The organism is Candidatus Frankia alpina, assembly GCF_902806485.1.
Taxonomy (GTDB): Bacteria; Actinomycetota; Actinomycetes; order Frankiales; family Frankiaceae; genus Frankia; species Frankia alpina.
Genome location: NZ_CADCWT010000028.1, coordinates 1 through 17,841, shown reverse-complemented (window position 1 = coordinate 17,841; position 17,841 = coordinate 1). Strand labels below are relative to the sequence as shown.

The 17,841-nt window shown below is 72.2% G+C and carries 10 protein-coding genes; 1 reads left to right on the top strand and 9 read right to left on the bottom strand.

What is annotated here, in order from left to right; translation table 11 throughout:
- Positions 1 to 92: 92 nt before the first annotated feature.
- The 5 genes from acs to G6R25_RS05635 form a co-directional block, all read right to left on the bottom strand.
- Entirely contained in the window at positions 93 to 2,102 is a 2,010-nt protein-coding gene (gene acs, locus G6R25_RS05655; protein WP_163552137.1) for an acetate--CoA ligase, read from the bottom strand.
- 99 nt (positions 2,103 to 2,201) lie between these two features.
- Entirely contained in the window at positions 2,202 to 3,038 is an 837-nt protein-coding gene (locus G6R25_RS05650) for a sucrose-6-phosphate hydrolase (RefSeq protein ID WP_163552136.1), read from the bottom strand.
- Positions 3,035 to 4,303, bottom strand: coding sequence for a cysteine protease StiP family protein (locus G6R25_RS05645; RefSeq protein ID WP_235947534.1), 1,269 nt, complete (start codon positions 4,301 to 4,303; stop codon positions 3,035 to 3,037). Before G6R25_RS05645 ends, G6R25_RS05650 begins: the two co-directional genes overlap by 4 nt.
- Positions 4,300 to 5,733, bottom strand: coding sequence for a phosphoribosyltransferase family protein (locus tag G6R25_RS05640; RefSeq protein ID WP_235947531.1), 1,434 nt, complete (start codon positions 5,731 to 5,733; stop codon positions 4,300 to 4,302). Before G6R25_RS05640 ends, G6R25_RS05645 begins: the two co-directional genes overlap by 4 nt.
- The gene (locus G6R25_RS05635; protein ID WP_136447253.1) at positions 5,730 to 6,938 is read right to left on the bottom strand and encodes an HpcH/HpaI aldolase/citrate lyase family protein; all 1,209 of its coding nucleotides are present in this window, start codon (positions 6,936 to 6,938) and stop codon (positions 5,730 to 5,732) included. Before G6R25_RS05635 ends, G6R25_RS05640 begins: the two co-directional genes overlap by 4 nt.
- Positions 6,939 to 7,630: 692 nt before the next feature.
- On the opposite strand from G6R25_RS05635, the gene G6R25_RS05630 reads away from it, so the two are divergent.
- Positions 7,631 to 8,242 carry a TetR/AcrR family transcriptional regulator gene (locus G6R25_RS05630; RefSeq protein ID WP_163552135.1) on the top strand — a complete coding sequence of 204 codons (612 nt, stop codon included), beginning with the start codon at positions 7,631 to 7,633 and terminating at the stop codon, positions 8,240 to 8,242.
- Positions 8,243 to 8,845: 603 nt separating this feature from the next.
- Here the strand turns inward: G6R25_RS05630 and G6R25_RS05620 are convergent.
- From G6R25_RS05620 to G6R25_RS05605, 4 genes are all read right to left on the bottom strand, one after another.
- Positions 8,846 to 10,585, bottom strand: coding sequence for a glycoside hydrolase family 26 protein (locus G6R25_RS05620; RefSeq protein WP_336500668.1), 1,740 nt, complete (start codon positions 10,583 to 10,585; stop codon positions 8,846 to 8,848).
- Positions 10,586 to 11,241: 656 nt separating this feature from the next.
- Positions 11,242 to 15,087, bottom strand: coding sequence for a zinc ribbon domain-containing protein (locus G6R25_RS05615; RefSeq protein ID WP_163552133.1), 3,846 nt, complete (start codon positions 15,085 to 15,087; stop codon positions 11,242 to 11,244).
- A 373-nt stretch (positions 15,088 to 15,460) separates the two neighbouring features.
- On the bottom strand, positions 15,461 to 17,131 hold the full coding sequence (locus G6R25_RS05610) for an Hsp70 family protein (RefSeq protein WP_163552132.1): 1,671 nt from the start codon (positions 17,129 to 17,131) through the stop codon (positions 15,461 to 15,463).
- A 107-nt stretch (positions 17,132 to 17,238) separates the two neighbouring features.
- Positions 17,239 to 17,841 (bottom strand): RNA-guided endonuclease TnpB family protein (locus G6R25_RS05605; protein ID WP_163552131.1); only part of this gene is annotated, 603 nt, incomplete at its 5' end.

The window sequence follows — 17,841 nt, the reverse complement described above, 5'->3', positions numbered from 1 at the left end:
CCTGCGGGTTACGTTCTCCGAACGACTCACCGCCCGGCCGGGCGATCGGCCGGAATCCTCCGCAGTTGCGGTCCCGGGACGAGCCGGTTCTGCTACTCCTCGTCGGACGCGGCGGCCACCTTCACGGCAAGGGCCGACATGACCGTGGGATCCCGCAGAGTCGTGACGTCGCCGAGCTCCCGGCCTTCGGCGACATCCCGCAGCAACCGGCGCATGATCTTGCCGGAGCGGGTCTTCGGTAGATCGTCGGCCCAGACGATCCGCCGCAGCCGGGCCAGCTTGCCGATGCGCCGCGCGACGTGCTCGCGCAGCTCGGCCTCGACGGCGGAGTCGCCGACCCGCTCACCCGCCAGCGTCACGAACGCGACGATCGCCTGGCCGGTCTGCTCGTCGGCCTGCGCGACGACGGCGGCCTCGGCGACGGCCTCGTGCGCGACGATCGCCGACTCGACCTCGGCGGTGGACAGGCGGTGCCCCGAGACGTTGATGACGTCGTCGATCCGGCCGATGATCCAGAAGTAGCTGTCGGCGTCGAGCCGGGCCGCGTCCCCGACCACGTACGTCGTCGGGCCGAAGCGGGAGAAGTACGTCTCGACGAAGCGCTCATCGTCCTTGTACAGGGTGCGCAGCATCGACGGCCACGGCTGGGTGATCACCAGGATGCCGGTGCCCTCGGTGACGGGCCGGCCGTCCTCGTCCAGCAGCGCCGGGCTGATCCCGGGCAGTGGCTTCGCCGCCGACCCCGGCTTCGTCGGGGTAGCCCCCGCCAGCGGCGAGATGAGCACCGACCCGGTCTCGGTCTGCCACCAGGTGTCGACGATCGGGCAGCGCCCGCCCCCGATCACCAGGTGATACCACAGCCACGCCTTCGGGTTGATCGGCTCGCCGACCGTGCCAAGCACCCGCAGCGAGGACAGGTCGTGGCGAGCGGGGTGATGCGCGCCCCACTTGATGCAGGTGCGGATCGCGGTCGGCGCCGTGTAGAAGACGGTGACCTTGTACTCCTCGACGATCCGCCACCAGATGTCGTGGTCGGGATAGCCCGGGGCGCCCTCGAACATCACGCTGGTCACGCCGTTGGACAGCGGTCCGTACACGATGTAGGAGTGCCCGGTGATCCAGCCGACGTCGGCGGAGCACCAGTAGACGTCCGTCGCCGGGTCGAGGTCGAACACCGTCCGCAGGGTGTAGGTGGCGCCGAGCAGGTAGCCCGCGGTGGTATGCAGGATGCCCTTCGGCTTCGCCGTCGACCCGGAGCTGTACAGGATGAACAGCGGATGTTCCGCCGGCAGGCCGACCGCCGGGCACACCGGGTCGGCGGCGGCGAGCAGCTCGTCGTACCAGACGTCGCGCCCGGCGGTCATCGGTACCTGCGCGGCGTTCTCCCCCGGGCCGCGGACCACCACGATGTGCTTCAGCGCAGGCAGGTCGCCGAGCTCGGCGTCGACGGCGGCCTTCACCGGCGTCCGCCGGCCCTTGCGCCGCGCCCCGTCGACGGTGATGAGCACCTTGGCGTCGGAGACCTCCATCCGCTCCCGGACCGCGGACGGCGCGAAGCCACCGAAGACCACATTGTGGACCGCGCCGATCCGGGCGCACGCCAGCATCGCGGCGGCCACCTCGGGAATCATCGGCAGGAAGATGCCGACGACGTCCCCGGCGCGCACGCCGAGCGACAGCAGCCCGTTCGCCAACCGCTCGGTCTCGGCCAGCAGGTCGGCGTAGGTGACCTCGCGCTGCTCGCCCTCCTCGCCGCGCCAGTGGAACGCGACCCGCTCGCCCAGGCCGGCCGCTATGTGGCGGTCCAGACAGTTGGCCGACAGGTTCAGCTCACCGTCGGCGAACCAGGTGTAGAAGGGCGGGTTCGTGTCGTCGAGCACCTGGGTGAACGGCTTGTCCCACCTCAGCAGCTCGCGGGCCGCGGCGGCCCAGAACGCCTGCGGGTCCGCCTCGGCCGCCGCCCGGTCGGCGTCCACGGGGCGGCGCCGGGTGAACCCCGCCGGTGGATCGAAGCTCTCCACCGACAGCAGGCTCTCCAGCGTGGCCTCCAGGCCGGTCGTGGCGCTCACGCCGGTCGTGGCACTCAGGCCGGTATCGGTCACGGTTCCTCCTGGACGAAACGGTGTGCGGTGGGACACGTACTCGGTTTACCGCGAAGACCGGTCGCCGCCCAGGATCACGCCGGGGCGGCGGGAGCCTGATCAGGCCGGTCCCGCGCGCACCCGGTCCAGCAGCGCCGCCAGCACCTGTTCGCCCGCGAGCGCGCCCGCACCGGCGGTGACGGCGACGTTCGGCGCCGACCAGCCGAGTTCGTGCAGCTCGCCGTGGGCGGGCCGGATGGCGGCGTCGGCGGCCAGCAGCATCGGGATGTCCAGGACCGAGTCCCCGGCGGCCAGCAGCGTCGCCGTCCCGGCCCGGCGGACCACCTCGTCGACGGTTCGCTGCTTGGTCAGCACCGTCGGCACCAGATACACCTTGCGGCCCTGCGCCGACACCGACCAGCCGCCTGCGCGGGCCGCCGCGGTGACGCCGGACAGGTCCGGGATGGCGGGCCGGTCGTGGGCGACGAGGTAGACGAACAGGTCGTCGGCGGCGCGGACCGTCCGGGCCCAGCCGCCGGCGGCGAACCGTTCGGCGAGCGCCAGCATCTCGGCCAGCGGCGCGCAGGCGGCGGCCACCTGCGCCGCGATCCCAGCCGCCCAGGCCGGGTCGGGGGCGCCGTCGACGAGCAGGTGCCCACCGTTGGCCGCGATCGCGTACCGCGGCCGGATCCCGAGATCCACCCGGCGGTACTGGGCGAGCGTGCGGGTGGTGACGGGGACGACGACAGCCCGGCGGTGCAGCTCGGCCAGCAGCGCGAGCTCCCGAGCCGTCGCGAAGGACAGCGGGGCGCCGTCGAGCCGCTCGACCTCGACCAGCTCGGGCTCGACCAGCTCGGGCTCGGCGGTACCGGCCGGCAGCAGCATCGAGCGCCGAGAGAAGATCAGCGTCTTGTCCAGGTCGAGGGCCACCAGGTGGCCGCCGCTCCCCGCCGTCACGAAGCGTCCGGGATGTTCCGAACGCCCGGGACATCTGGAACACCCGAAGCATTCGGAAGATCAGTAACATCCGGGACATCCGGGACATCCGGGCGCCAGCGTGCGTTCGGCGTGTGGAACACCGGCGCCGCGCCGACCGGGCGCACCAGCCCGACGCACGAGAACGGCAGATCGGTCATCTCCTCGACCGGGACGCCGCGGTCGGCGGCAAGCGCCAGGACGTGCCCCAGCTCGTCGACGCAGTCCGGGTCGACGAGGATGCGCCACGGCACGCGGCGCAGCAGCACCCGGGTGGTCTCGCCGACCCCCGGCTTCACCATGATCACATCCGGGATGTCGTAGGCGGCGGCGATCCGCTCCACCGCCGCCCAGCCGGCCCAGGTCGGCCGCCGGTCGGCCGCCCACAGCCGCGGCCAGGTCTCGGCGACCTCGTCCGCGACCGCGTCGAACTGCGCGACGACCGTGGAGATGAAGTGGCGGGACAGGTCGTGCGGCGCGAGCTCGCCGTAGAACTTCGCGCCGTGGAAGTCGTCCGGGCCGATGTGCTCGGCGTTGAGGACGGTCCGGCTGACCAGCCCGCTGACCGTGGAGTTCAGGCAGGCGCTCGGGATGAGGAAGTCGTCGCGGGTGCCGTACAGCGGCACGCAGCGCGCCGGGTCGGCGAGCACGGCGAGGGTGTCGTCGAGCCCCAGGCCCGCGACCGCGTCGCTGAGCACCCGCGTCATCACCCCCTTGCCGGTCCAGCCATCGACGAACTGCATCGCCCCGCGGTCGAACCGGTCGGTCAGGTAGCGCACGGCGTTCATGTCCATCCCGCGATCCTTGATCACGGAGATGGCGTGGTGTGGGGTGTCCAGGCCGTGCCGCCAGCCGTACCAGCGGCGCATCAGGATCCCGACCGGCGTCCCGGCCCGGGCGATCGAGACCAGGACCGGCTCGGGCTTCGAGACCCGCACGAGCTCGGCGACCACCCCCGTGGCCAGCGCCACCCGCCGGGCCGAGCGCTCCAGCGCCTGGTGGTAGAGACGCAGGTAACCGGCGTCGGGCTGGTATTCGACGGGCAGATCCTCGGAGTAGTGCCGACCGGCCTGCATCGCCTCCTCGCGGTCCTCGGTGGGCCGTTCGAGGTCGACGGCGCTCAGATCGGTGAGCAGGAAAGTCACGTCGGCCGGGTCGTACGAGCCCGAACCGATCGTCCTCGCGGGGGTGCGGTCGCCCGCCCGGCCGGCCACCGGGGTAGCCGGCCCGGAACCCGAGGCGCTCATCGGGCCCGCTCCGACAGGGCCCGCTCCGGCAGGACCCCCTCCGGCAGGGCCAGCGCGGCGGCGGCGTCCGGTGGTGGTCCGGCGGATCGGGAGGCCGGCCGGTAGGCGGGCAGGGTGAGCACGGCGACCGGGGCGCAGCGGCGCAGCTCGGCGACGAGCCCCGCCGGGTCCGCGACCGCGGCGGGCGAGGCCGCGTCCGCGCCGGAGTCGACGATCAGGACGATGTCATCGTAGGCGCCGGGACGGACGTTGTAGACGTGGCTGACCCGGCTCGGGTCGTCCGGCGCTGGGAAGGTGAGCGCCGTCCGGATGGCGTAGCCCTCGACATCGACGGGATGGACCGGCGAGCGGGTCGTCGACTGGTAACGGACCTCGCCGGAGCCGCCGGCGGCGAGCGTGTCCGCGATCCGCATCGGGGTGTACATCAATTCCTCCGTCCCCAGAACGAGTGTGCGGCCGCCCGGTCGAGTCAGTGCCGCGCGCACGGCGGCGGCGACCGGCGCCAGGACGTCGTCGAGCCGGCGCCGGTGGGCCGGCGACCAGCCGTACCGGCCGCCCTCGGGCAGGTCCGCCGGCCAGTCGGCGGTCAGCCACCGGACCGGATGGCCGGCCGCGGCGGGCCGGGACTTCTCGGCAGACGGGAGCTTCTCGGCAGACGGCACGGACGCGGAGAAGCGGGCGCGGATACTCGCCGCCCGGTCGGCGATCTCGGGCGGCACCGTGACAGTGGCCGCGATCAGGGCGACGACGTCGATCCGGACGCCGAGTTCGGCGGCGAGGTCGGCGAACGCGGTGCGCGCGGCGGCCGGGCGGGCGTCGACGAGGGTCGCCACCACGTAGCGCGAGCGGGGGACGTGAGCGTGCAGGATGCGGATGGTGCCGAGGGCGGTCCGTCCGGTGGACAGTTCGTCGTCGACCAGCACGATCGGCTCGTCGCCGCGCAGGACCGCCGGATCCTGTGGGACCAGCCAGTGGTGGGAGGCGTGCGAGTGCGACTCGGTGAACTCCAGCACCGGCGGCACCCCGGGCAGGTCCCGCCGAGTGGTGTGCAGGTAATGGCTGCCCGCCAGCCCGTCGGCGACGACGTGGCCGAGCGCCGTCGCCGTCTCGCAGTAACCGATGACGAGCGGCCCTGTCCGGGCACCGTCGGCGGCTTCGTCGGCGGTGGGGAAGTCGGGTAGGGCCCGGACCTGGGCTGCGAGGTCCGCCCCGGCGGCCAGGCCCGCGCCCGGCGCGACCGGCAGGTGTTTGCCGAGCACCCGGCTGACCAGCAGGTGAGCCCGGCGTGGGTTGCGGCGCAGGGCCAGCCCCACCAGCGCGTCCAGGCCACCGCCGCGCACGTCCGCGCTCACCTCGACGGCGAGCCCCAGCTCCACCCACAGCCAGCCCGGGGCCGCGGGCACCGACGACGTCGTCGTGGGCATGGTCATCGGGCGGTCTCCACCCGACCGTGGCCATGGGTCGCCGCCAGCACCTCGACGAAGGTGTCGCCCTCGCGTAGGACCCCGAACGCCCTGGCCCGACGCAGCACCGCCTCGGCCCAGGCTCGGTGCGGGCGCAGCTCGTTCATCTTGTTCGCGTAGCTGCTCGCACGGACCCCGCCGGCGTCCCCGGCGAGGATCGCCTCGGCGTCGGTGAACTCCTCCTGGCTGACGACGTGCAGCGCGTGCACGGCCGGGATGTGGCTGGGATGGATCACAGTCTTGCCGATCAGCCCGTTAGCCCGGTCCAGGACGACCTCCCGGATCAGGCGGTCGAGGTCGGCCGAGACCAGTGCACTGCGCATCCGGATCGCCTCCTGGCTGCCGTCGGCCAGGTCGGCCTGCTCGAACGGGGTTACCCGCAGCGAGCTGACGAACAGCCGCTCCGGCTGGGCGAAGTACTCCCACACTGGGCCGGTGACGATGTGGTCGCCGCCGCGGGCGCAGATGTTCACGATGTCGGCGATGCAGTCGCGGACCACGGCGATGTCGTAGATCGTCAGGTCGCGGCCGCGGCGCAACCCGAACAGCCCGCACAGGTCGGTGGCGCCGAGCCGGATCGCGAGCACCTGTTCGGCGTGCTTGTCGACCAGTCGCCGCACGGCCATGAGCGCCTCGACGCGGGTCTCCCGATTGATCACCGGGGGACTTTCGAGCACCGGCATGGCCCACAGCGATCGGCCGATGATGTCGGACACCCGCAGCACCGCTTCCAGCGCCGCCTCGCCGCCATCCTCGGCGAACTTGGGCAGGACGAAGCCCGCCAGGCAGCGGGCGCCGGCCGCACCTAGTCGCGCGATCAGGTCGGGGATCTGCCCGACGGCGCGCACCCGGACGAACAACAGCGGCATGCCCTCGCCGGAACGCGGCGGGTCGTCGGCGAGCAAACGCAGCGCCGCGACCACGTTGGCCTCGGCCGCGGCCACCTCGGTGTCGGCGATCGAATCCTCGAGGCAGAGCACCATCGAGTTCGCCCCGGCCGCGGTCTGCCGGCGCACGTCGGACGCCAGCTGGGGCCGCGTGCCCGGTGCATACAGCGTCGCGCCGAGCGCGGTGGCCAGCAGCCGGCGGTCCCCGTCGATGGCGATCTCCTCCGGCGGCCGGTGAAACAGGGCCTCGATCGTCTCCGTGTCGAGGAAGGCGAAGTGGCGCAAGCGACGTTCCCCTCGTCAAAGGCGGCGGCGTCGCTCGACCAAGGTCCCCGGTTCGGTATGCGCCGCGACCGGACCGACAAGATCGTCAAACGTCGCCTTTCGGGTGACGGTACCTGCCCGAGGGCTTCTGACAACAGACAACGACAACCGTCAGCCAGCCGACATTCGGCCGTCACCCTGAGGTCATCGACGATCAGCCGACCTGCAACTCAGTGGTTAGCGCACCCGCCGGACGATCCAGGCGTTGGCGTGGCCGCCCGCCTCGCCACCACCAACCTCACCTGACCACAGGTGACCACACCTGACCACCGGACCTCTCAACCCGGCGATGTACCAACCCCCGACGAACCTCCAGCGCTAACCACTTAGCGCGGTCGCGAGGGTCACCGCGACGACGGCGATCGCGAGGATCGAGGATCAAGGCCGCGACGTCCTGGTTGACCGCCTGGTCGAGGAGCCCCAGGGCCAGGGTCGGAACGATCCGTGCCAGCGTACGCGGCGAGAAAGTCCGTCGAGAGCAGATCCGCCCTGCGTTCCGGAATCGAACACGACGGCGCTTCCTCTCGCAGCCGGAGACCACGTCGCTCACCGTAGCCGTCTTTGACCGATCAATTCAATATAACCAATATTTGACCGATCGATCCAGGATGTTGATAAGGTCACAGGTGACCACGGGACACGGGAGGTGCGGCGTGTCGGGCCGCAAGCAGTTCGATGTCGATGCGGCGCTGGACCGGGCGATGCGGGTGTTCTGGCAGCAGGGGTACGCAGATGCCTCGCTGGATCTACTCGGCACCGCCACCGGGCTTGGCCGGGGGTCGCTCTACGGAGCCTTTGGCAGCAAGGACGCCTTGTTCCGCACGTGCCTCGACCGCTACGCCTCGATCTACGGCGCTCAGTACGAGCGGGCGCTCGCCGCGTATCCGGACAATCCGGCGCGCGCGGTGGAGGCGTTCTTCGGTGTCGCGCTGGACCGCATCGCCGACCCGGCGGTACCGGGCGGATGCCTCCTCGCGCAGTCGGCCTCGCAGTCGCCGACCCTGAACGCGGACAGCCGTACCCGGGTGCGGGCTCTGCTCGACAAGCAGCGCGAGCGCGTACGTGCGGCGCTGTCGATCCCTGAGCTCGACGCGAAAGCGCTGGATGACCTGGCCACGTACGTCTTCGCGGTCAATCAGTCGCTGGCGGTGCTGAGCCGTGCCGGCACGACGGGCGCCGACCTGCACTCCGTTGTCCGGATCACCTGCACCACCGTGGCGGAGACGCTCGCACGAGCAAAAGCCAAGAGCACTCGCGGACGCTGACCGGTGCCGGTCTCATCGCCTCAACCTAGTGTCCCGCGTTCAAAGTCCGCTGATTAAATATGGTCGGTCTGCGGCGAGGACAGCACAGCCGAAGGCCGAGTTGGTGCTGACGGACGAGGTGCTGGTGTCCACGCTGGAGGCGACTCCGGGAAATGCGACGCACTGGTCGCGGGCTCCGCTGGCGAAGAAGTCCGGCTTGTCGAAGTCGACCATCGGCCGATAGCTGGCGGGATTTCGGCGTTGAACCGCACCTGACCGATACCTTCAAGTTGTCCACCGACCCGCCGTTCGCCGAGAAGGTCGTCGGCCCTTATCGTAACCCGCCGGTCACCGCCTTCAACATCGCCGATGGGACCGTCATCGGCGAGAAACACCGCAGGCGCCGCGCCGCCGAATTCAAGAAGTTCCTGATCACCATCGACATGACCACCCCGAAGGACTTCCAGCGCCAACCACTGAGCAACCCCTGGCGCTGGGCGGTGCGGACCGGGTGTGTCCCGCGAGTCCCGGCCACGGACGGCGCCGAGGCAACGACGCCGGGCCGGGACGGATCTCTCCGCCCCGGCCCGGCGACCTACCGCTGGCCCGCCATCCGGCGCCCGGTCAGCTCGATCCGGTACCGAACAGCTTCTTGTACACGGCGGCGGCCTTCGGGTTCTGCCCGCCGTTCGTGATCGTCGAGCAGACGTTCCCGGGAGTGGGGTCGCTAAAGTAGGCGTCGTAGCCCATCACATCGCCGGCCGCCTTGAACGTCTCGAACATCTTCTGGATGTAGAACGGGTTGTCGCCGCCACCGTCACCGCTGCAGGAGGCCACACCCCACTCACCGACCCCGACCTTCTTGCCGTGCTCCCGGGCGAACCGGATCACGTAGCACAGCCCGTTGACGTCCTCGCACTGCTTGTTCCACGTCGCGTCGTCCTTCGACGGCGGGAAGTGGTCGTAGGCGTCGATGCCGACGTAGTCGACGTACTGGTCGCCGGGGTAGGCGCCCCACGGGCTGTTGCCGGTGGGCACCGGCGAGTTGTGCGCGTTGAACGTCCAGTCGATCTTCACCTGCGGGTCGGTGGACTTGATGGCCGCCGAGATCTTCTGGAAGCAGGTGCGGAACGTCGCCGGGTCGGCATCGGTATGCCAGTACATGAACGTGCCGTTGAACTCCCAGCCGATCCGGACGATGGAGTCGCCCCGGCCGTGCTCGACCAGGAAGCTGCCCAGCTTCTTCCACTCGTTGTCGTACTCACCACGGGCGCAGGCGCCGTTGTCGCCCTGCCCCTTGGGGTAGGTCGGCTCGCTGATCAGCAGCTTGCCGGCGAAACCCTTGAACAGGTCAACCGGCCAGCTCGGCTGCACGAGCCCGCCCCAACCCGAGGTGCGGTCGGTATAGACGTGGACGAGGTCGTTGGGCCGCCCCCGCCAGTTGCCGAAATCCGTGAGCTGCGCGAGCTGGTGCGACTGGAACCCGGACAGCCAGGGCAGGCCCGACTTGGCCCCGCCGGCGTCGATGTCCGACGCGCCGCCGGCCGCCGGGGCGGGGGCGCCGGTCGTGCTGGTCGGGTCGGCGGACGGGACCGCCGGCAGCCCGGTGACCGACGGCGAGGCGGCCGGCACAGTGGTCGCCGGCAGGGCAGTCGCCGGCAGGGCGGCGGACGGCGAGGCGGAGCCGAATAGCCGGTGGCCGCGGCTGCCCGCAGCAGCGGACGATGCGGGGCTGGGAAGCGTGCCGGGCGACGCGGTGACGCCGACGGTGGGCGACTGCTGCGACGAGGCGCCTGGCGTCGGCGACCCCACGGCGGCCGGGCTCGGCGACGCGGTCGACGTTGCGGTACCGGCGGTACCGGCGGAGCGCTGCACGGGCAGGTCGGGCAGTGCCGGCGCGGTCTTGAACTCCTGCGCGGCCGCCTCGGGGCCGATCACGTCGAGGGTGCCGGCGGCGGCGGCGCCCTGGGTCGCCTTGACGTTGACCGTGCCCTTGAAGTCCGCCGGGACCCGGAAACCCAGGATGAAACGGCCGTCGCCATCCGTCTTGGTCAGCGCGCTGGCGCCCAGGCTGATGGTCTCGGCTGCGACGGTGACTTCGTCGCCGGCGGCGAAGTCACGCCCGCCGACGAGCACGATGTCCTCGTCGAACAGGACCAGCGTGATCCGGCTGCCGGCCTGCGGAGTCATCGTGGAGATCGGGACCCCGGGCTGGGCGGCGGTGCTTGCGGGCTCGGTCGAGGCCGCCGGGGTGGCGCTCGGCGAGGCCGCGCTCGGCAACGTCGGGGACGGCTGGGAGCTCGGCGTCTCCCCCGCCGCCTGCGCCAGCGGGGTGACCGCCTGCAGCAGCCCGAGGACGAACACCGAGACCAGACCCAGCCGGGCGCCGGTTCGAACCGGCCGGCGGGCCGGGCGATGGCCGGGGCCGGATCGGCCGGGTGCGCCACGAGGTCGATGGGACGGGGGGACCGAACGGCCGACCGGAGGGGACGGTCGGCAACGAGAGGTCGAGACCATGCTCGCGCGCTGCCTTTCGGAGTTGGCGTGAGACGCACCCGCCGAGCGCACTGCACACCGACAACGGAGCATGGCCGGATCACGACCGTTGATGGAACGTCCCCTCCGAGCGACCGCTTACGCGACCGCCCAGCGCGCCATCAGAGCTCGACGACACCGCGGCGGGTGCGTCGACCGGGCTGCCGCTGCGGCCCGTCCGTGATGCCGACCGCCTCCAGCCTTGGGGTCAGGACGGTTCGACAGGTGCTCCGACCGGGTGCCGAACACCCACCTGGCCGGTGCTGGAACTACGTGTGATGGACCCAATCGTAAGGGGCATACCGCCGACAAGGAATAGCACCGGGACGAATACTTTCCGTAGTAGTGCCATCATTGCAGATTTGGCGTGATACCTCCGCCCAGCGGCCACCAAAAGACAACTATTAATCAAACCGCAGCATGGAGGAACTCAATCCGGCCGAACGGATCAAGTCGAACGGATCAAGTCGAACGGATCAAGTCGATCAGCGGACGACCAGATCCTCGTCGTCCGGATGCGTGACCGTCCAGCCGGTGGGATGCACCAGGACCGGCAACAGCCGGACACCCCACGGCAGCTGCGCCCCGTCCAGGGTGACGTCGATGGTGCGGGTGACGGCCTGATCGACGGCGGCCAGCCGGGACAGCTCATGGGCCTCGGCGGCCGCCCGCGGCGGCGTTGTGCCCGGCCGCGCGAACAGGATCAGCTCGCCGGCCGGGCCGGAGGTACGCACCTGGACCCGCATGGTCCGCCGCCGCCACCCGGAGCGGCTCACGGTGTAGGTGACCGTCGGCTGGATCAGCGGGACGGGATGCCGCGCGAGCGGCATCGGCCCGGTCACCAGCGCATCGTCGGCCCCGGCCCCCTGGGCACCGGTTGGGGTCGAGGCCGGGGTCGGTGCCTCAGGACCGGAGGGGATATCGTCGCCGGGGCCACCGAGCCACCCCGAACCCCCGGGACCGTCGGGACCCCCAGGACCGTCGGGCCAGATTGGCCGCGCCGAGTGGGGACCGGGTCCCGTCGGTGCCGCGTCCCCGGGAACGACCGGGCCGGGTGCGAACCGCGCCTGCCATGCCTGCGCCGGGCCACCCGCGACCGGTTCGCCGGCACCTGCCGGCGGGAGCAGGGGCACCGGCAGGACACCGAACGGGTTCGTCGGCGGGTGCTCCCCATGCGCGGGCCCCCGGGCACCGCCTGGCTGGTGGCCCGCCATCGGTTGGCGGGCGCCGACCGGCACGGGCAGCGGGAGGGCGCCGGTGTGCGGCTGGGCCGGGCCGCCCAGCGGATGCGCAGCGGTGATCGGATCCGAGCCGGACGCAGCGGGCCCGGCGGCGGGCCGCCCCGCGAACGGACCACCGGGGATGCCCCCGGGCCCGCCCCCCGGGCCCCCGACGAGGTGACCGCCGGTGGCGGGTCCGGACGCGGTGGGAGGCGGCGGGTCGCTGCGGGTCGCGGGTCGGGCCAGCACCGCCACCCCGGCGGTCGCGACGCGGGCGATCCCGCCCGCCCGGTACATCGGATAGGCGGCCACGTGGTAAGCCCACCCGTCCGCCGGGGCGGCGAGATGCCAGCCGCCCTTGATCTCCAGGCTGGTGTTGATGACCTTGGCCCTGGCGGCATAGGGATCGTCCGGGCCGGTGGGGGTGCGGTCCCGCCGCCAGAGCACCCGCGCCTCGGTCACCCCGGGTGGCATCTGGAAGGACAGCACGATCGACTCGCCTCGGTCGTCGGCGCGCAGGTCGCGCACGGGTTCGATCACCACGTGTCGCACGGCCCGGCCGACGACAGCCGTCTCGCCGTGCACCGTCACCGGGGTGTAGATCACCTCGCCGACCGGGGCGGACTCCACGGCCTGCCCCGTGCGGCTCGCGCCGACCAGGCGGACCGGTCCGGTGATGGCGGCGAGCTGGACGTCGTCGCCCTCGGCGCCGAGCCCGCCGACGAGCAGCGGACCCGAACCGGCGCCGGGCAGCGGTAGCGGGCCCGAACCCGGCCCGAACCACGGCCCGGTGCCTCCCGGCCCGACACCGGCGCCGCCGGGGCCGCCGGGCGACGGCGTCGCGTAGATCCGCACCTCCCAGCCGGGCGGCGGCGTCCAGCGCAGCGTGGTGCGCCCGCTGGTGGTGACCGCGGCGAGATCCTGCACCGGCCTCGGGCGGGCGGTCACCTCGACCTCGGCCTCGGCGCCGGGCGTGCGAACGGGGTGCCCGGCCGCGTCGTGGTACTCGATGAAGACGCGGTAGCGGTACGTCGCGCCGACGACGACGTCCGTGTCGTGGAAGACGCCGCCGGTGACCCGGGCCCGCCGGGACGGCTGGCTGACCGGCGAGCCCGGCGCGACGATCCGCTCGACCGTGACCACCGCCAGGGCCCCGTCGAGCCGCCAGTTCAGCCGGATCCCGGCGGCGGTCCGCTCCGCGCGCAGCTCGGCGAGGTCACGGGTGCAGACCACAGGCTGCGTGGCGACCGGCTCGGAGCGGCGCTCGCCGCAGATCGCGGTGACCTCGTGGCGCACCGGCGTCCACGCCGGTGCGCCGGCGTCGTAGAGCTCGCTGGACCGGGTGGTACCCAGGCTGCGCCGGCCCAGCGTCGCCGCGGCACCCTCGACGAGCACGACGCGCTCCACCCGGTAGGAGACGGGCCCGCCGACCGACGGCGACGCCCGCCAGCGCAGCTGTACCGAGCCGTCGGGGCCGGCGACCGCGGCGAGGTCCGACGGCGACGACAGCGGCAGCGCCGCCAACGCCGCCAACGCCTCCCGGTTGTCCGCGGCAGTGGCGAGGACCGCGGCCAGGGCGGCCTCCTGGGCCTCGCGCGGCAGCGCCCGCGCGGCCTCCACCCGCCGACGGATCACCGCCTGGGCGGCGATGAGCTCGGCCAGCACCTCGGCCGGGCCGCGGCCGTCCGGGCCGGGCACGTCCGCTGCCTGCGCGGCGAGCCAGCGGGCGTCGTCAAGGGCGGCGTCGGCCCGGCTGGCCGCGCGGGCCTCGGACAGGGCCCGCCAGCCGGCATCGGCCGCGCCGAGCGCCGCGGAGACCCGGGCGCCGAGCTCCTCGGCGGCGCCGGCGACCGGACCGCCAACGGCAACCAGCACCGGCTGCGCGGCGGCGAGCAGGTCGCCGGCCTCACGGGGGCGCCCGCCCTCCAGCGCGCGACGCACGACGGCCAGTGCCTCCGCTGCCTCCCGGGCCTGGCGCAGGCTGTGCCCGCAGTGTCGGCATACCACCGCGGCGGCCTCGGTCATCGAGCCGCAGGACGGGCAGGTCGCATAGAGGTCGGTGTCGCAGTACCGGCAGTGCCGGGCGGCGCCGGCCGCCTCCGGGCGCCCACAGCCGGGGCAGACGACGTAGTCGACGACCCCGCCGACGTTGACCGCGGCGCCGAGCTTGCGCGCCACCCCAAGAACCACGGACTTCGCCTGCGCCGCGGTGAGACCGCGCCCGGTGGCCAGCGCCGCGCGGACGAGACCTTCGAAGGCGACGGCGGTGAGCTCGCCGTCGAGGACGACGTGTTCCTCCACCGCGGGACGCAGCTCGTCGGCCGCGTCCGCCATCAGGCCGACCGTGTAGGCAGCCGGGTCGCCCTCGACGAGCCGGGTCGAGACGAGGGCCAGCAGGTCGGCGGTGACCGTCTTCTCCCGGTCGTGCGGACGGCGGCTGTTGGCAGCCGCCACCGCGGCGTAGGCGGCGGCGAACCGTTGCGGCGAGGCGTCGGGGGCGAGCCCGAGGAACGCCCACAGCGACGCGCTGGAGACCCGGTCCCCGCCACGCAGGGCGCGCAGTTCGGTGAGCCGCTCGGCGATCTGGCGGCGGACCTCGGGCGGCAGTGGCGCCACCCCGCCGCCGACGCCGTCCACGATGATCTGCTCCCGGCTGAGCCGGGCGTCGAACTCCTCGACGGTCACCCCGACGGCGGCGGCGAGCCGGCGCAGTCCGTCGACGCGGGAGGCGGGAATGCCGCCGAAACGATCCCGGACGGTGGCGAGGTAGCCGTTGACCTTGGCGAGGCGCTCCGCGTCACCGCTGCGCCGGGCGGCGAGGACGTGTACGCGGACCCGCTCGCGGGACTCCGCGTCGCGCAGCGGCTCCTCCCACTCCCCGCGGCGGCGTACCAGCTCGGTGGCGAGCGTGGCGTACTTGGCCGAGTTGCGCTCCCGCTGCAGGAAGGCGAGGACCCGGACAAGATGGGCCCAGATGTCGGAGTCGGTGTACGGGACGGTGGGGTCGAGGCCGGCGATAAGAAAGGGGTCGGCGGTGTCCAGGGAGGAGCCCGCCCGCAGCGGTGCGAGCACCCGCTGGCGGTAGCCGCTGCCATCGAACGCCGCGCTCAAGGATCCACCTTCGTCCCACGTGACCGCCGTGCCCGTCGAACAGACCGGCAACCGGCCCGTCTTCGGGCGCCGAACGCGGGGCGGCAGTTTACCGCCCCACATCCGACAGGCCCCACACTCGAGAGTACGAAGCGGCGCCCCGCCCCGGGTCCCGGACGCCGCAGACACTCAGCCTGATCCTTGTGGATCAAGGGCCGGTATCACCGTCTGGCAGCGATTCCCGACCCTGGCCGTGCGTCCCGGCTGACCTTACCGACTACAGGGCCGACACCCGGAAGCGCCTGCGTACGTGGGAAATTGGCAGCTCATAACACTTCTCGAACGGGTTTTTCCTGGACCGTGGGAGAAGTCCCTGGTCGCGGGATCGACCGGCTCAGTCTCGCTGCTTGAGCAGGCTGACCTTCGCCGACTCGATCGCGCGCATCTCCTCCGAACCGACCCCGGCACGCACCTGAAGGACCAGCGCGGTGGCGGCACCCTCGTGCGCCGCGGTAACCCGAATTGTCTGGTCCCCCGCCATCGAGAAGGTGACCTCGACCGGCGTGCCGCGCTGGTGACCCGGCGGAATCCCGGAGATCGCCCCGGCGACGATCACCTTGTTGTCGTCAATCGCCGTGGACTCGGCGGTCGTGCCCTGCTCGAAGACCCGGATGTCGACCTCGGCCTGATCGTCGGTCACGGTGTAGAAGGTGCGGGTGACCGAGATCGGCAGCGCATCGTTCTGGTGAGCGAGGAAGGCCGCGACCGGCACGCCGCGGTCCTCCGCGAAGATCCCGAAGCCGCGCGAGGTGACGTTCGTGACCTTGGTGCGGACGAGGTCGACCACCGACGCGGTCGCGAGCCCCGCGGCGCCGGCGCTGGCCGCCGCCGCCTTCTCCACCGCGGCGTCGTCGGCCGCGGTGAGATCCTGATCGGGCCGCAGTGCCCCGCTGGCCACCAGGTCCGAGTGGACCTCGCGTTCGAGCGCCTTCTTCTGCCCGTACACGGCGGCACCCTTGGCCACCGCCAGATCCGGGTCGACGAGCCGGGACGTGAGCCCGAAGGACTCCCCCAGCCGGCGGGCGACCGCCGGGGTCTTGCTCATGCCGCCGACCAGCAGGCACAGGTCGATCTTCTCGACGCCCTTCTCCCGGGCCCGTTCCAGCACGGAACCGGTCAGATCCAGGGTGCGCCGCAACAGCGGCCCGGTGATCTCCTCGAACGTCGCCCGGGTCACCGGCACGCTCACCCGCCTGCCCTTGTGCACGACGAGGACATCGACGCTGTCCCGCCCGGACAGCGCGAGCTTGGCGTCCTCGGCCGCGGTGAGCAGCTCCTGCTCGTCGTAGACGTCGTCGAGGGGGTCGCCCGCGTCGGGCTGCGCCTCGGTGAACTTCTGCGCCAGGTAGCGGACGAGCTCGTTGTCCCAGTCCGCACCGCCGAGCTCGTGGTCGCCGTCGGTGGCCACCACGGTGATCGCACCCTCGCTGAGCCGGATGACCGTGGTGTCGAACGTGCCGCCGCCGAGGTCGTAGACCAGGACGGTCGACTCCTCCGCGCCGTCCTGGCCGAAACCGTAGGCGAACGCGGCCGCCGTCGGCTCGTTGATGATGTCGACCACGTTCAGCCCGGCCAGCTCACCGGCAAGCTTGGTGGCCTTGCGCTCCTCGTCGCCGAAGTACGCCGGCACCGTGATGACCGCGTCCGTGACCGGCGTGCCGGTCGCCCGCTCCGCATCGGCGGCGAGCGCCTTGAGCACGAGGCTCGACACCGCCGAGGCGCTGTACTCCACGTCGTGCGCGACGAAACGCCAGTCGGACGCGCCCATGTGCCGCTTGACCAGCCGCGCGACGTCGTCGGGGCGGATGCGGGCCTGCCGCTTGGCCTGGGTGCCCACCACGAAGGACGTGGTGCCCTCGCCACTGCCGTCGAACAGCACGACCGACGGCGTCGTGGGCTGCGACTCGATGTTGCGGATCACGTCCGGCCGGCCGTACTCGTCGACCTGGGCGATACAGGAGTAGGTCGTGCCCAGGTCGATCCCGAACACCTTGGTACCCGCCACCGTCTGAACTCTTCCCTTCGCAATTGACATCCTCATCTCCCTGAAGGGAGATGATTCCCACATCTCGCGGTGCGGGTTCCTGCTTCCTAGACGGATGCCTCCTCGCTTCAGCAACGAGGCGGTCTCACTCCCTCTCCGCAGGCGGACACCGCAAGCCCTGCGGCCAGAAGGTTCTTCGCCGCGTTCACATCCCGATCGTGAACCGCCCCGCAGACACACTCCCACTCCCGGACGTGCAACGGCAGCTCCGCGACGACCACCCCACAGACCGAACACGTCTTCGACGACGGGTAGAACCGGTCGACCGCGATCACCGTCCGGCCGTACCAGCCGGCCTTGTACTCCACCATCCGCCGCAACTCCGACCAGGACGCATCGGAAATCGACCGTGCGAGGGAATGGTTGCGGAGCAGGTTGCGGACGGGCAGGTCCTCGAGGGCCACCGTGTGGTTCTCACGGACCAGCCTCGTGGACAGCGTGTGCAGACAGTCCCGGCACCGGTCGACGATCCGACCATGGATCCGGGCGACCCTCACCCGAGCCTTCGCCCGATTCCTCGAACCCTTCTGCTTGCGGGACAACTCCCGCTGGGCGCGGGCGAGCCGGACGCGGTCCCGTTCCTCATGCTTCGGGTTGGTGACCTTCTCCCCCGTCGACAGGGCCACCAGCGCGGTGATCCCCGCATCGACCCCCACCCGCACGTCCACCGA

What these genes read in the sequence shown, in the direction of transcription:
- G6R25_RS05645 (WP_235947534.1), bottom strand. Translation starts at nt 4,303, where the DNA reads ATGAGCGCCTCGGGTTCCGGGCCGGCTACCCCGGTGGCCGGCCGGGCG.
- G6R25_RS05640 (WP_235947531.1), bottom strand. Translation starts at nt 5,733, where the DNA reads ATGACCATGCCCACGACGACGTCGTCGGTGCCCGCGGCCCCGGGCTGG.